13 protein-coding genes and 1 pseudogene are annotated in these 14,629 nt (G+C 35.1%); all 14 read left to right on the forward strand.

All coding sequences use genetic code 11. The annotated features are described in order from the left end of the window. Positions 1–173 precede the first annotated feature (173 nt). The 14 genes and pseudogenes from E0I61_RS10100 to E0I61_RS10165 all read left to right on the forward strand — a co-directional run bounded on the left by E0I61_RS10100 (position 174) and on the right by E0I61_RS10165 (position 14,615). Positions 174–617 (forward strand): hypothetical protein, encoded by a 444-nt coding sequence (locus E0I61_RS10100; protein WP_132071189.1) that lies wholly within the window; start codon positions 174–176, stop codon positions 615–617. Positions 618–729: 112 nt separating this feature from the next. Next, entirely contained in the window at positions 730–1,263 is a 534-nt protein-coding gene (locus E0I61_RS10105) for a hypothetical protein (protein ID WP_131994865.1), read from the forward strand. Positions 1,264–1,446: 183 nt separating this feature from the next. Then, a complete protein-coding gene (locus tag E0I61_RS10110) occupies positions 1,447–2,475 on the forward strand; it encodes a PEGA domain-containing protein (protein WP_132071191.1) in 1,029 nt (342 codons plus the stop codon). Between the two features lie 44 nt (positions 2,476–2,519). After that, positions 2,520–2,963 (forward strand): hypothetical protein, encoded by a 444-nt coding sequence (locus E0I61_RS10115; protein ID WP_131994860.1) that lies wholly within the window; start codon positions 2,520–2,522, stop codon positions 2,961–2,963. An 84-nt stretch (positions 2,964–3,047) separates the two neighbouring features. Then, positions 3,048–3,566 (forward strand): hypothetical protein, encoded by a 519-nt coding sequence (locus tag E0I61_RS10120; RefSeq protein WP_132071193.1) that lies wholly within the window; start codon positions 3,048–3,050, stop codon positions 3,564–3,566. A gap of 914 nt (positions 3,567–4,480) precedes the next feature. Next, complete coding sequence (locus E0I61_RS10125) at positions 4,481–4,894, forward strand: hypothetical protein (protein ID WP_132071195.1); 414 nt, start codon at positions 4,481–4,483, stop codon at positions 4,892–4,894. Positions 4,895–4,917: 23 nt separating this feature from the next. Continuing rightward, complete coding sequence (locus tag E0I61_RS10130; protein ID WP_132071197.1) at positions 4,918–5,571, forward strand: hypothetical protein; 654 nt, start codon at positions 4,918–4,920, stop codon at positions 5,569–5,571. A gap of 158 nt (positions 5,572–5,729) precedes the next feature. After that, positions 5,730–7,505, forward strand: coding sequence for an AMP-dependent synthetase/ligase (locus E0I61_RS10135; protein WP_131994848.1), 1,776 nt, complete (start codon positions 5,730–5,732; stop codon positions 7,503–7,505). A 244-nt stretch (positions 7,506–7,749) separates the two neighbouring features. Further along, entirely contained in the window at positions 7,750–8,136 is a 387-nt protein-coding gene (locus E0I61_RS10140) for a hypothetical protein (RefSeq protein WP_132071198.1), read from the forward strand. A gap of 137 nt (positions 8,137–8,273) precedes the next feature. Further along, positions 8,274–8,759, forward strand: coding sequence for a MarR family winged helix-turn-helix transcriptional regulator (locus E0I61_RS10145; protein ID WP_131994842.1), 486 nt, complete (start codon positions 8,274–8,276; stop codon positions 8,757–8,759). A gap of 42 nt (positions 8,760–8,801) precedes the next feature. Then, entirely contained in the window at positions 8,802–11,192 is a 2,391-nt protein-coding gene (locus tag E0I61_RS10150; RefSeq protein WP_132071200.1) for a 3-hydroxyacyl-CoA dehydrogenase/enoyl-CoA hydratase family protein, read from the forward strand. A 4-nt stretch (positions 11,193–11,196) separates the two neighbouring features. Then, the gene (locus E0I61_RS10155) at positions 11,197–12,378 is read left to right on the forward strand and encodes an acetyl-CoA C-acyltransferase (RefSeq protein WP_131994836.1); all 1,182 of its coding nucleotides are present in this window, start codon (positions 11,197–11,199) and stop codon (positions 12,376–12,378) included. Positions 12,379–12,415: 37 nt separating this feature from the next. Next, positions 12,416–12,772: pseudogene (locus E0I61_RS10160) on the forward strand (four helix bundle protein). Between the two features lie 37 nt (positions 12,773–12,809). Continuing rightward, complete coding sequence (locus E0I61_RS10165; RefSeq protein ID WP_132071202.1) at positions 12,810–14,615, forward strand: acyl-CoA dehydrogenase family protein; 1,806 nt, start codon at positions 12,810–12,812, stop codon at positions 14,613–14,615. Positions 14,616–14,629 lie beyond the last annotated feature (14 nt).

The following is a 14,629-nucleotide window of genomic DNA, read 5'->3' on the forward strand; positions in this document are numbered from 1 at the left end:
GTTTTTGCTTTTTCCCAACAGACGATGGGAAAATAAATTCTAAAAAACAAAAAAAAAGCATACGAAAATGCGCAACAAAATATCCTAAAAGACTAGCCTTATCTATTCATGAGCTACGATAATTATGAAGGAATTGAATTGATTGCCAAAATTTCTGATATATAATTTATAATATGAAAACCATCCAAATCCTTTGCATACTGATATTATTCACCTTATCGTCGGAAGCGCAATCTTATAAATCAAATTTGATAAAAACGATAGACACCATCAACGTTATGCTGCAGCAAGACAGAAATACGTCTTTTACACATCAGGATTACGCTCTATTTTATCCCACAAAAATAAATGCCAATCTGCAGGGAGATGTGTTTTGTATCGAAAGCTCAACCTGGTTAGGCCCAAAAGAGAATGGCTTCATTTTCAATTTGTTGAAGGTACAATCGTTTGTTATAAAAGAAGATGAGATTAAGGCTTTGGATCAAAACCAAGAAACAATAGTCACAATTTTCCTAGGTAGTCCAGAAGAAAGACAAGCACTCAGAAAGGAATTGTATAAATTACAGTTTATATGTCGTTTATATTCTGAACAAAATCCCAAATTCAAATGCGATTAATAATTTAGAAATTTAAAACGACACGACCCAACCGCTTTCAGGGCGAAAATTTGATGCTTTCGAACCAAAATAATTATAATTATACGCTAATTAATAATCAAACAAATATAATATGAAGACTTTTAAAATTTTAGTTCTTTTAATACTTATCACATCAGCAAGCGACGTATTTAGTCAAGACCAAGAAAAAATTTACTATTATGATAAAAACTATAAAATTACTACTCGAGAGAAAGCGATCTATTCATTGTCTAGTAAGGATGCTAAAAATATATTTGGAACCAAAACACTTACGCTTACGGAGTCTAAACAAATTATTTCTTCCCGCGAATGGGCATTAGGACAAATGACTAAAAAAGATCAGGAGGGAAATTTTATGCCACGCGAATGGTCGGGATTATCCTGGGTATTTAAAACTGACGGTACTGCTTATATGTATATTACTCCCGAACAAAAATCGGCTGCAGAAGCTAAAAGTGATGGGGAAAAATATGAAATAACTGAAAATGAGATTACCCTGAATACAATCCCCAAACAAGTGTTTGTTTATGACCTGAAAGTAAATAAAGGATATGGTGGTGGATATGATTTAACGCTAAATGACGAAAAAGCAGGTATCACTTATCACCTTAATGCTGAGCGTTAAAAACAAGGTTATAGTTAAAATCCGGAGTGCTTATGACAACAAAGATTCACGAGTCGCAATTGAGAAATTCCGTGTCCAAAATAAGAATCAAATATTTTTTGATTATGAAATAACCATTATTTAACTTGCGTAATTATTAATAAATATAATTCACCAAATCTCTCATTTAAAAATTACCTGAAAATGAAAAAAACAATTCTTTTCTCCCTACTAATGTTGACTAGCACGATACTATTAGGACAAACTGCTTATATACAAGTAAATGGAGAACCTGACCTCTCCGTGTTCTTAAACAATAAATTCAAGGCAAAAACAACGGCCGAATACGGTGGCTGTATCATTGAAAATGTCACCCCTGGTAAAAACCTGATCAAAATCGTCAAAGAGGGATATATCGCTTTCGAAGAAACAATAACCCTAAAAAAAGGAGAGGTTTTTTCTTATAAAGTTAAACCTTTTGTCAAAAACACCGTTTATATCACCGAAAATGGTAACTCAGGTGAAACAGAAAAAAAAGCAGCCGTGTCAACCGGGAAACTAATAATTCAATCCGTTCCCATAAACATAAAAATTACCATGCCCTCTATTGAAGGTGTAACCAACAGTCCAAAAACCAAAGACGAATGGGTAGTTGACAACATTACTGCCGGAAATCTTGACGTCACGTTTATTTTTAATAAAAAAATTATAAAAAAGAACATTGAAATAATTGGAGGCGAAACCACCAATGTTTTTGTAAATATGATGAATGGCAATTTTAAAACAAAAAACACCATTGACGAAAAAATTAAAGTAACCCATTTTATTGATAGTATTTCGACGGTATACAAATTCAATCCAAAAATGAAAAAAGAGGATTTTAAAAACTACAATCCTCAAGCTTCAAGTCTTTTAAAGCAACAATTAGCAGGCAATTTGATTTTGGGGATGATTGCTTTTAATCCAAAAACAGCAAAGGCTGATGCCCCAACACAAGTTAGTTTTGACAAGAATGATGAACTAGTAAATTATGGATATAGCATTAATATTACAAAAAAAAACAAGCTTGAAGTTACCGAGCATTACAATAAAATTGTGGCACAACTTAAAAATTTTCCCGAAAAAAACAGGTCCTTTGGAAATGAAGGGGCTATGGTTACTGACGAAGATGTACGTGTTAAATTTTCCGTGAGCAACAAAAAGTTTTTTATATTTTTTGAAGCCTTGGAATAAGCTCCCGGAAATGACTAGTCATTACAATACATGAGACCTCAAATATGAACCAACCCAACCGCTTTCAAGACGAAAACTTAACCCGTTACGACTTTTACAAAGAAGTCTGGGTTGTGTGTCCTTCTTGTGCCAAAAAAGCAATTGCCACAGTAAATTTTGAGGCTAAAAAAGCTCGCTTGCTTTGTGCTCATTGCGGCTATAACAAGGAAACTACCACGGCCTTAATTCCAAAAGGCACTGTAGATATGTCGGCAAATTGGTATTTTGAGTCGGAATTATGGCTAAAAGCGCCTTTCAAAAATGATGTTTTTTGGGCGTACAACGACAAACATCTGGAGTATCTGGAACGCTATATTGGTGCCACCTTGCGGGAACATAAAGATCGAACAGGTTTTACTTTACTAGAAAAACTGCCTAAATTTTATCACGAAGCAAAAAACAGGGAAGGTTTATTAAAAATTGTAACAAAATTGAAAACAAAAAAATAATTTATGAGATTAACTTGATTCCATATCAAGATTAAGAATACAGAATTGGCGATACACTGATCAATTACTAATAAATAACTACCCATGAAAACTGAAAATCTAATGATTATTGTTTTAAGTCTTTTTATTACCAGCACACAGGCTCAAAAAAAGACAAATTTAAACAGTCCAAAAAAAACTACAACTGTTGCTGCAAAACCTGCAGCTCCAAAATTGGGTAAAAATGTTCAAGAAATAAAAATTAAAAACGAAGCCTATTTCCTTACAAAAGAAATCGGTTATCCTATTACGGGAGATTATTTGTTTGAAAGCAAAAAAGACCCTATAGTACAACTCAATTCTGATGGAACCGGCCTGTTTCAAAATCATCAAATGTCCAGAACACCTATGGTTTGGGGTATCGAGTGTGACATGGACGGCACTCCCAAAAAAATTAAAGCCGATTGGGGTTTTATGTATAATCTTTGGTACCAAATAAAAGCAAAACACAAAGGAGCAAGCTGGGAATCTGGAGAAATAGACGCTTGGGACGTGGTATCGTTTTCTGTTCATACCGATGAAAACAAAATATATATTTTAGGAGAACGGATAAAAACCTATTAGGACAATAATCCTTGAACCTTTGTTTGATTAATGAACTTTGATCCATCTAAATCTTTGAAAATAAATTCATTTGACTGAGTACTTACATTACGATACGAATCTAAAATATTGTTCATCGTTTGATTGATGAAATTTGGGAATAATTTAAAAACTAAAAAATGAAAATTGCCAGTTGCTTACTATTCTTTTCTCTATCGGTATTTGCATAATATCCTAAATCAGAATTTTATAAAACGGCCGATAGTATCAATGTTATTATCAAAGCAAACCCTCTTGCTTATTATATAGACAATAAAAAATATGATACTTTTATAAAAAAAATCAGCTTAACCGAAAAGGCATTATCAGCTTTACAGACAGCATCCCTAAAGCCGAAAATACAACAACTGGCAAAAAGCATAAGCTTCTACCTGATTGCTGTCCTAAAAAAACAACAAGAACCCTTGATTTGTTTGCGATAAAAAAATGGGATATTTAATTTCCATACACCTATTTAAAAGATAGAAATAACCAAACTATTGGCAGAATTATAGGTGTTCAAAAAGCAAATTTATACAAACTGAAGGAACAGTTTGACAAACTGACAACTTTGTGTAGAAAAGAAGAAATAGCACTTAAATAAAGAATTGATTTTATTTAAAATAATCCAATATATAAAAACACAAATTAAATAATCTATAACAAAAAAGTAATTTCCTGGGAACTTCAACAATAAACAAAGATAATTTTGCCTAGCGGGGATTTTACTGGATATAAAAATGGTTGTAAAATGATTGTAAGCGTTGCTACCCTTCAAAAAAAAGTCATTTAGAAGCTATGATTCTCGAGTCGAATAGAGCTCCTATTGCCAGAGATACTGAAGATTTAAGACCCGAATAAAACACTATCTTTAATAAAAATAAAATCTTGAAATTATGAAAAAATACTTACTAATTGTACTTTTAGCCCTAATTACTAGCAGTACATTCGCACAAAAACTTACCTCCGGTAATTACACCATCACCATTAGTAATATCAAATCACGGAGTTACACCCAAGATGTTTTTGGTGAAATAAAAAATGTTAAAGAATATATTGGCAACTATACTATTGAAAAAAGTGGTGAACAAATTGCAAATCAGAAGTTTTCAACTATGCAAATGGAAAAAGATACCATGACTCTCAATATAAAGGATGATGATAAAAGTGGCAATTCGCTTAGTTATGATTTCGAAACAAAAAAATATGAGATTGCCGGCGATGAATTTAAGGCTAAAAGTTCAAAAGATATAGATAATATTATATTGAGCGGCATTCTTATTTATGCCCAATGGCTCGAAAATAATTAAGATGGAATTAAAACAATTACGTTATGTTCAAACCCATTACACGCCGAGAAATATTTAACTCTTCGGTATTTGCCGATAATTTAATTGCCGAATTTCAGCAAAGCTATACTTCAGACATTGATTTGTCCGTAAAAAAGGAAGCCTATATGTTGAAACAGTATTACGATCACCTGAAACCTTTCCAGCCCATTGACCCGCCCATAAACAGTCATTGCGTGTTGGCGTATGATGCCGACAATAAAAAAGATTATATCGCAACATTTCCCTTGGTCTTGCAAAGGTTTTTAACGGATTTGGGTATTCAGGATGTTTATCTTACCTACTTTAATAAAAAAAACCTGTTCCAATTTGAATTCGAAAATTTCAGAAAACGAAACCTGTTTAAATTATATGGTGGAAGAAAAACGGAAAACCTGGGATACCAAATAAAAGTTTCTGATTTGCACAAAGGTATTCAGTTGTTCTTTTTTTCCGGCGTATATGACGTTCCTGTTATTTTCCTGATTACAGCCAATGGTGAAGTACCGCTTTCGCTACGCCTTTGCGATGACGGAAACCTCCATCTCAATTTTCAGGAAATGTATCAAAAACGCATTCACGAAGCCGCAAAAAATGCCGGTTTTAAAATGGGTGACTTGGAAATATGTGTTCAATATAGATTGCATCATCTCGATTAATTCGAAAAGCACCTTGCAAGGTTTATTATAAATTCATACAATGTCTATTTAAATAACAATATTTTCAAATAGGAAATTAAATTTTTCCAATTAATTTCAAAAAAATTAAAAATACCGCGATTTTTTTCTAATTTGCGAGTCAATTCAATATTCGAATAATGACTCCAATAACTAGACTTTTTGATTTTCCTTATTATCAGCAAGATAAATATACTTCAATTCCTGATGCTTTATCAACAAAGCAAAATGGCGTTTGGATAAAAACTTCTACCGAAGAATATATTGCCAAAGCCAATGCCATTTCGAGAGCGTTCTTAAGAATGAACGTTCAAAAAGACGATAAAATTGCCATTATTTCTTCTAATAATAGAACCGAATGGAATATTATGGATATTGGTATTTTGCAAACTGGTGCACAAAACGTCCCTGTTTACCCTACTATTTCCGAAGAAGATTACGAATATATCCTGAATCATTCCGGTGCCATTTATTGTTTTGTTTCGGATGCTGAAGTATTACGAAAAGTAAATTTGATAAAACATAATGTTCCAAATTTGAAAGAAGTCTATTCGTTCAACGAAATCGAAGGTTGTAAAAACTGGTCTGAATTGCTTACCCTTGGCGAAGACCAAAGCAATCAAAATGAAGTTGAAGCGCGTAAAAATAATGTAAAAACGGAAGATTTAGCAACCATTATTTATACTTCGGGAACAACAGGAAGACCTAAAGGAGTCATGCTTTCGCATAAAAACATTGTATCCAATGTTTTGGACAGTGCTTCGAGAATTCCTTTTGAAGCAGGAAATAGTCGTGCCTTGAGCTTCCTTCCAATTTGTCATATTTTTGAAAGAATGATTTTGTATTTATACCAATATTATGGTGTTGCCGTCTATTTTGGCGAATCCATAGATAAAGTTGGTGACAATATCAGAGAAGTACAACCAAATGTTATTACTGCGGTTCCCAGACTTCTTGAAAAAGTATACGATAAAATCTATGCAAAAGGTACCGAATTAACAGGCATCAAAAAGAAACTTTTCTTTTGGGCCATTGATTTAGGATTAATCTATGAGCCTTATGGCAAAAATGGATTTTGGTATGAGTTCCAACTCAAAATTGCCCGCAAATTGATTTTCAGCAAATGGAAAGAAGGTTTGGGAGGTAATTTAGATCTGATGGTTTCAGGAAGTGCCGCTTTACAACCTAGATTAGCCAGAATTTTCGCTGCCGCAGAAATTCCGGTAATGGAAGGCTATGGCTTAACCGAAACTTCTCCTGTAATATCTGTAAACGACACGAGAAATCACGGTTTCAAAATAGGAACTGTAGGGAAAGTAATCGATAATGTAGAAGTAAAAATTGCCGAAGACGGAGAAATTCTTTGTAAAGGACCTAACGTGATGATGGGATATTACAAAGATCCCGAAAAAACGGCGGAAGCACTTCAAGATGGCTATTTCCACACGGGTGATATCGGAATATTTGATGAAGAAGGTTTCTTGAAAATTACGGATCGTAAGAAAGAAATGTTCAAAACATCTGGAGGAAAATACATTGCACCACAGTTAATCGAAAACACGATGAAACAATCCCGTTTCATTGAACAAATAATGGTGATTGGTGACGGACAAAAAATGCCGGCAGCCATTATTCAGCCAAGTTTTGACTTCATTAAAGAATGGGCAAATATTCATGGGATTGATGTTGGAAAAAGCAATGAAGAAATCATTGCAAATGAAAAAGTTATTGCAAGAATTCAAGAAGAAATAGATACCTTAAATGAAAAATTTGGAAATTGGGAGAAAATAAAACGTTTTGAATTGACTCCGGACGCTTGGTCGATTGAAGGCGGACAATTGACTCCAACTTTAAAACTAAAACGAAAAATAGTGATGGAGAAATACATTGAGTTATTCAATAAAATATACAACTAGCCTTTGATAAAAACCTATTTCCCAGATGCAATTCATTTTTTGAAAGATATGAATAGTGGGGAGTTTAAGAAAGGGAAAACCTTATTAATAAATAATCACAAACTCATCAATAACTGATGAGTTTTTTTTTTTAAACTAAAATAAAAACACAACCAATCATTTCATATTTAATTGTCTTTAACACTATCTATTGCTTTGTTATTTTTTAATATCTTTATTGTGTTAACCAATAAAACCAAACATTATGAATGTAAAAAAAATTTTAGTTTCAGGCATCGTAGGTGGTATCGTCCAATTTCTTTTAGGATGGTTGTTTTACGCAATCCTATTTAAAAACTCATTCCCTACTAATGGAAATGAAAACATGTTATTCATATTTTTAGGATGTATGACTTTTGGATTTTTCGTCTCTTACATTTTTACGAAATGGGCCGGAATTTCAAATGCAAAGACTGGTTTAAAAGCCGGTGCCGTTATTGGATTATTCATGGCACTGTACAGTAATTTCTTTATGAATTCTATGACAAGTGATATCAATTATCAAACTATGGGATTAGATATTGCAATCACTGTTGTAATGGCCGCATTAGTAGGTGCAGTAATTGCTCTTGTTAATGGAAAACTAAAATAAAATATAAAAACACACCTATAAACTCCTCATTTCTTGGGGAGTTTTTTAGTTTAAACAAAAAATCTCAAAAAAATATTTCAATATATTATGCGTGCATAGTATTTTTTTTATTATATTTGAAATCGATATAGTTACATATGAAAGATAAAACAATAGATTATATTTTACGCGCCACCTGGCAAGCAGTAGCCAGAATGTATAATGAGGAAGCTTCTAAGTATGATGCGAGTATGGCAACAGGCTTTGCTTTGTTGAGTATTGATAAAGAAGGTGGAACGCCTTCGACGTCTTTAGGACCAAAAATGGGAATGGAAGCCACCAGCCTGACTAGAACCTTAAAATCCATGGAGGAAAAAGGCTTAATCATCAGAAAGAAAAACCCTGAAGATGGCCGTGGGGTATTAATTTACCTGACTGATTTTGGAAAAGAAAAAAGAGAATTATCTAAGAATACGGTGTTGAAATTCAATGAAACGGTGAAACAACACATCTCAGCGGAGAAACTGCAACATTTTATTGAAGTAGCGGAAACGATTAACGAATTAATTCTAGACAAAAACATATTTAATCAAACCGAAAAAATAGAAAATGACACCGCCATGTCCCAAAAGAACAATCAATAATGGCGTTACCATATTCAAATAAAAAACAAATATAAACAACGTATGAAACGCACAATTAAAAAAGTTGCAGTAATAGGATCCGGAATTATGGGTTCTGGAATTGCCTGCCATTTTGCCAACATTGGAGTTGAAGTGTTACTGTTGGACATTGTTCCAAGAGAACTTACCGAAGCGGAAGCTAAAAAAGGGCTCACTTTAGAAAGCAAAATTGTAAGAAACCGATTGGTGAACGAGCATTTAGCCAATTCACTGAAATCGAAACCATCCCCTATCTACAATCAGAAATTTGCCAGCAGAATCACAACTGGTAATACCACTGATGACATGGCAAAAATAGCTGCTGTTGATTGGATTATTGAGGTTGTAGTGGAACGTTTGGACATCAAAAAAATGGTTTTCGAACAAATTGAAAAATTCAGAAAACCGGGAACTTTGGTAACTTCAAATACATCTGGAATTCCAATTCACTTTATGAGTGAAGGAAGAAGCGAGGATTTTCAAAAGCATTTCTGTGGGACACACTTTTTTAACCCTGCGCGTTATTTAAAATTATTCGAAATCATTCCTGGCCCACAAACAGCAACGGAAGTTTTGGATTTCCTTACGGATTATGGTTCTAAATTCTTAGGAAAAACTTCGGTCGTTGCCAAAGATACTCCTGCATTTATTGGTAACAGAATCGGAATTTACGGGATTCAAAGTTTGTTTCATTTGGTAAAAGAAATGGGATTAACGATTGAAGAAGTGGATAAATTGACCGGTCCAGTTATTGGCCGTCCAAAATCGGCTACTTTCAGAACGGTAGATGTAGTTGGATTGGATACTTTGGTACATGTTGCCAACGGAATCTACGAAAACTGCCCGAATGACGAACAACACGATTTGTTCAAACTGCCTGATTTCGTCAACAAAATGATGGAGAACAAATGGTTGGGTAGTAAAACTGGACAAGGTTTTTATAAAAAAGTAGACAAAGATATTTTGTCTTTGGACTTAGATACTTTAGAATACCGTCCGGCTAAAAAAGCTACTTTTGCTACTTTAGAACTGACAAAAACGATCGATAAACCTATTGACCGTTTTAAAGTTCTGGTAAAAGGAAAAGACAAAGCGGGAGAATTCTACAGAAAAAGTTTTGCAGGAATGTTTGCTTACGTTTCGAACAGAATTCCTGAAATTACAGATGAATTATACAAGATTGACGATGCGATGAAAGCCGGTTTTGGATGGGAAAATGGCCCTTTCGAAATTTGGGATGCCATTGGTGTCGAAAAAGGAATCGAAATCATGAAAGCGGAAGGTTTAGCGCCAGCTTCTTGGGTAACTGATATGTTGACTTCCGGAAGTTCTAGTTTTTATTCTATTAAAGAAGGAGCAACTTTTTTCTACAATATTCCAACCAAATCGCAAACTAAAGTTCCCGGTCAGGATGCCTTTATCATCCTGAACAACATTCGCGAAAGCAAAAAAGTGTGGAGCAATAGCGGAGCGATTATACAAGATTTAGGAGACGGAATCTTGAATTTAGAATTCCAGTCTAAAATGAATACGATTGGTGGCGATGTTTTGGCAGCTATCAATAAAGCAATTGACTTATCTGAAAAAGAATATCAAGGTCTGGTTATTGGAAATCAAGCAGCGAATTTCTCTGTTGGAGCCAATATCGGAATGATTTTCATGATGGCAGTCGAGCAAGAATACGATGAGTTGAATATGGCGATCAAAATGTTCCAAGACACGATGATGCGCGTGCGTTACTCTGGAATTCCAGTTGTGGTTGCCCCACACGGAATGACTTTTGGTGGTGGTTGCGAAATGAGTTTACATGCTGATAAAGTAGTTGCAGCAGCAGAAACATATATGGGATTAGTGGAATTTGGTGTTGGAGTAATTCCTGGCGGCGGCGGATCGAAAGAAATGGCATTGCGTGCAGCTGATTTATTCCATAAAAATGATGTGGAGTTGAACGTATTGCAAGAATATTTCTTGACGATCGCTATGGCAAAAGTGTCTACTTCTGGATACGAAGCTTTTGATACCGGACTTTTACAACACGGAAAAGATATTATTGTAGTGAATAAAGACCGTCAGATTGCCGAAGCGAAGAAACACGCTTTACTAATGGCAGAAGCAGGTTACACACAACCGATTCGCAGAAGCGATGTGAAAGTATTAGGAAAGCAAGCTCTTGGAATGTTCTTAGTAGGAACGGACCAAATGGAAGCCGGAAAATACATCTCGGAACACGACAAGAAAATTGCTAACAAACTGGCGTATGTTATGGCTGGTGGTGATTTATCAGAACCAACTTTAGTAACCGAACAATATTTATTGGATTTGGAACGTGAAGCTTTCTTATCGCTTTGTACCGAAAGAAAAACATTGGAGAGAATCCAATTTATGTTAACCAAAGGGAAACCTCTAAGAAACTAAAAAAATGAAAACAGCCTATATAGTAAAAGCATACAGAACAGCCGTGGGGAAAGCTCCAAAAGGTGTGTTTAGATTTAAACGTCCTGATGAATTGGCAGCAGAAACGATTCAGTTTATGATGAATGAGTTGCCTGATTTCGACAAAAAACGTATTGACGACGTAATGGTAGGAAATGCGATGCCGGAAGCAGAACAAGGACTTAACGTGGGGCGATTGATTTCCTTAATGGGATTGAAAATCGAAGATGTTCCGGGTGTAACCGTAAACCGTTATTGCGCCTCAGGATTAGAAACAATTGGTATGGCAACAGCCAAAATCCAATCTGGAATGGCGGATTGTATCATTGCCGGTGGTGCTGAAAGCATGAGTTTTATTCCAATGGGAGGTTACAAACCAACCCCGGATTATGCTGTTGCAAAAGCTGGAAACGAAGATTACTATTGGGGAATGGGATTAACTGCTGAAGCGGTTGCCAAACAATTCAATGTATCACGTGCCGACCAAGATGAATTCGCTTATAACTCACACATGAAAGCCCTGAAAGCGCAAGCAGAAGGCAGATTTGACAAACAAATTGTTCCAATTACTGTGGAACAGACGTTTATCAATGAAAATGGTAAAAAAGAAACTAAATCATATGTCGTAAATAAAGATGAAGGTCCTAGAGCAGGAACTTCTGTAGAAGCTTTGGCAGGTTTAAGACCCGTTTTTGAAGCTGGCGGAAGTGTAACTGCAGGGAACTCTTCTCAAATGAGTGATGGAGCAGCTTTTGTTCTAATCATGAGTGAAGAAATGGTGAAAGAATTGAACCTTACTCCTATCGCCCGTTTGGTAAACTTCGCATCAGCAGGAGTAGAACCAAGAATCATGGGAATTGGTCCTGTAAAAGCAATTCCAAAAGCGTTGAGACAAGCCGGATTAACATTAAATGATATTGATTTAATCGAGCTAAACGAAGCATTTGCTTCACAAGCATTAGCAGTAACGAGAGAATTAAACCTAAATCCTGATATCATCAATGTCAATGGTGGAGCGATTGCATTAGGTCATCCACTAGGTTGTACAGGTGCTAAACTTTCTGTTCAACTATTCGACGAAATGAGACACAGAGGAAGCAAATACGGAATTGTAAGTATGTGTGTGGGAACAGGTCAAGGTTCTGCTGGAATCTACGAACTGCTTTAATTTATTTTAAATGATGAATTTTAAATTTTAAATGGGTATGAAAGATAACATTATTGCAATTAAAAATTTTGATTTTGCATTGTCGATTATAAATCTTTTTATTCAGCTTAAAAAAGAAAATGAATTCATCGTTTCTAAACAAATACTAAGGTCAGCAACGAGTATTGGCGCCAATATTCAAGAGGCAATTGCTGCACAATCTAAAAGAGATTTCATAAATAAAATGGCTATTGCATCTAAAGAAGCTAGAGAAACGAAATACTGGTTGCGATTATTAGATAAATCGGAACTGACTTCAATATCTGTGTCCAATTAATTAATTGAAATTGAGCATATAATAAACATTATAACAAAAATAATAAAGACTTCTCAGGAAGTCAGCATTACGAAATAATTTAAAATTTAAAATTCATCATTTAAAATAACAAGAAATGGCAGATACAATTGAAAAAAACGTAACCCGTGGTGGTCAGTTTTTGGTTAAAGAAACAAAATGCGAAGACATCTTCACTCCTGAAGATTTCAATGAAGAGCAATTAATGATGCGTGACTCCGTGAGAGAGTTTGTGGACAAAGAAATCTGGCCTAACAAGGATCGCTTTGAGAAAAAAGATTTTGCCTTAACTGTAGAAAGTATGCATAAGGCTGCTGAAATGGGTTTTTTGAGTATCGCTGTTCCTGAAGCTTATGGCGGAATGGGAATGGGATTTGTTAATACTGTTTTGGTTTGTGATTATATTTCGGGAGCAACAGGTTCCTTTTCTTCTGCTTTTGGAGCACATACAGGAATTGGAACATTGCCAATTACTTTGTACGGAACGGAAGAACAAAAGCAAAAATACGTAACCAAATTAGCCTCTGGCGAATGGTTTGGAGCGTACTGCTTGACTGAACCAGGCGCTGGTAGTGATGCCAATTCCGGAAAAACAAAAGCAGTATTATCTGAGGATGGAACGCATTATAAAATCACAGGACAAAAAATGTGGATTACCAATGCAGGGTTTTGCAATGTCTTTATTGTTTTTGCCCGTATCGGAGAGGATAAAAATATAACTGGCTTTATCGTAGAAAATGACCCTAATAATGGTATTTCTATGAACGAAGAAGAACATAAATTAGGAATTCGCTCCTCTTCCACGCGTCAAGTTTTCTTTGCAGATACAAAAGTTCCTGTTGAAAACATGTTATCCGAAAGAGGAAATGGGTTCAAAATAGCCATGAATGCTTTGAATGTAGGCCGAATCAAATTGGCCGCTGCCTGTTTAGATGCACAACGCAGGGTCATTTCAAACGCAACAAAATACGCTAATGAAAGAATACAATTCAATACTGCTATTTCACAGTTTGGAGCCATCCGCGCAAAATTAGCAGAAATGGCAACTTCATGTTATGCCGGAGAAAGTGCTACTTATCGTGCTGCAAAAGATATTGAAGATCGAATTGCGTCACGCGAAGCGGAAGGCGCTCCCCATCAAGAAGCTGAATTGAAGGGAATTGAAGAGTATGCCATTGAATGTTCTATTCTAAAAGTGGCCGTTTCGGAAGACATTCAAAATTGCGCTGATGAAGGAATCCAAATCTTTGGAGGTATGGGATTTTCAGAAGACACGCCAATGGAAAGTGCTTGGAGAGACGCCAGAATTGCCCGTATTTACGAGGGAACAAATGAAATCAACAGAATGTTATCGGTAGGAATGTTAATCAAAAAAGCGATGAAAGGGCACGTTGATTTACTTGGACCAGCCTCTAAAGTACAAGAAGAATTAATGGGAATCCCTTCTTTTGACGCACCTGATTATTCTGAATTATTTGCAGAAGAAAAGGAAATGATTGGCAAATTGAAAAAAGCATTCTTAATGGTTGCTGGCGGAGCTGTTCAAAAATACGGACCAGATTTAGATGCTCACCAACAATTATTGATGGCCGCTTCAGATATTTTGATTGAAATTTACATGGCTGAAAGTACTATTCTTAGAACTGAAAAATTAGCCAAAAAAGAAGGAGAAGCCAAAGCCCAAGAGCAAATTGCTATGGCAAAATTATATTTATACAAAGCTGTGGATATTGTGACTCAAAAAGGAAAAGAAAGTGTTATCTCTTTTGCTGAAGGTGATGAACAACGTATGATGTTAATGGGATTACGTCGTTTTACAAAATACACTAATATGCCAAATATTGTAGGATTGAGAGAAATAATCACTTCAAAATTAGTGGCTAAAAATGAATATTGTTTTTAATTGAAGATAGTGAT

The organism is Flavobacterium ranwuense (assembly GCF_004349315.1).
Taxonomy (GTDB): Bacteria; Bacteroidota; Bacteroidia; order Flavobacteriales; family Flavobacteriaceae; genus Flavobacterium; species Flavobacterium ranwuense.

Bases quoted from the DNA above. Each gene is read 5' to 3' on its own strand.
- E0I61_RS10130 (WP_132071197.1), top strand. From the start codon at position 4,918: ATGTTCAAACCCATTACACGCCGAGAAATATTTAACTCTTCGGTATTT.
- E0I61_RS10115 (WP_131994860.1), top strand. From the start codon at position 2,520: ATGAACCAACCCAACCGCTTTCAAGACGAAAACTTAACCCGTTACGAC.
- E0I61_RS10155 (WP_131994836.1), top strand. From the start codon at position 11,197: ATGAAAACAGCCTATATAGTAAAAGCATACAGAACAGCCGTGGGGAAA.
- E0I61_RS10165 (WP_132071202.1), top strand. From the start codon at position 12,810: ATGGCAGATACAATTGAAAAAAACGTAACCCGTGGTGGTCAGTTTTTG.
- E0I61_RS10150 (WP_132071200.1), top strand. From the start codon at position 8,802: ATGAAACGCACAATTAAAAAAGTTGCAGTAATAGGATCCGGAATTATG.
- E0I61_RS10135 (WP_131994848.1), top strand. From the start codon at position 5,730: ATGACTCCAATAACTAGACTTTTTGATTTTCCTTATTATCAGCAAGAT.
- E0I61_RS10145 (WP_131994842.1), top strand. From the start codon at position 8,274: ATGAAAGATAAAACAATAGATTATATTTTACGCGCCACCTGGCAAGCA.
- E0I61_RS10140 (WP_132071198.1), top strand. From the start codon at position 7,750: ATGAATGTAAAAAAAATTTTAGTTTCAGGCATCGTAGGTGGTATCGTC.
- E0I61_RS10120 (WP_132071193.1), top strand. From the start codon at position 3,048: ATGAAAACTGAAAATCTAATGATTATTGTTTTAAGTCTTTTTATTACC.
- E0I61_RS10105 (WP_131994865.1), top strand. From the start codon at position 730: ATGAAGACTTTTAAAATTTTAGTTCTTTTAATACTTATCACATCAGCA.
- E0I61_RS10100 (WP_132071189.1), top strand. From the start codon at position 174: ATGAAAACCATCCAAATCCTTTGCATACTGATATTATTCACCTTATCG.
- E0I61_RS10110 (WP_132071191.1), top strand. From the start codon at position 1,447: ATGAAAAAAACAATTCTTTTCTCCCTACTAATGTTGACTAGCACGATA.
- E0I61_RS10125 (WP_132071195.1), top strand. From the start codon at position 4,481: ATGAAAAAATACTTACTAATTGTACTTTTAGCCCTAATTACTAGCAGT.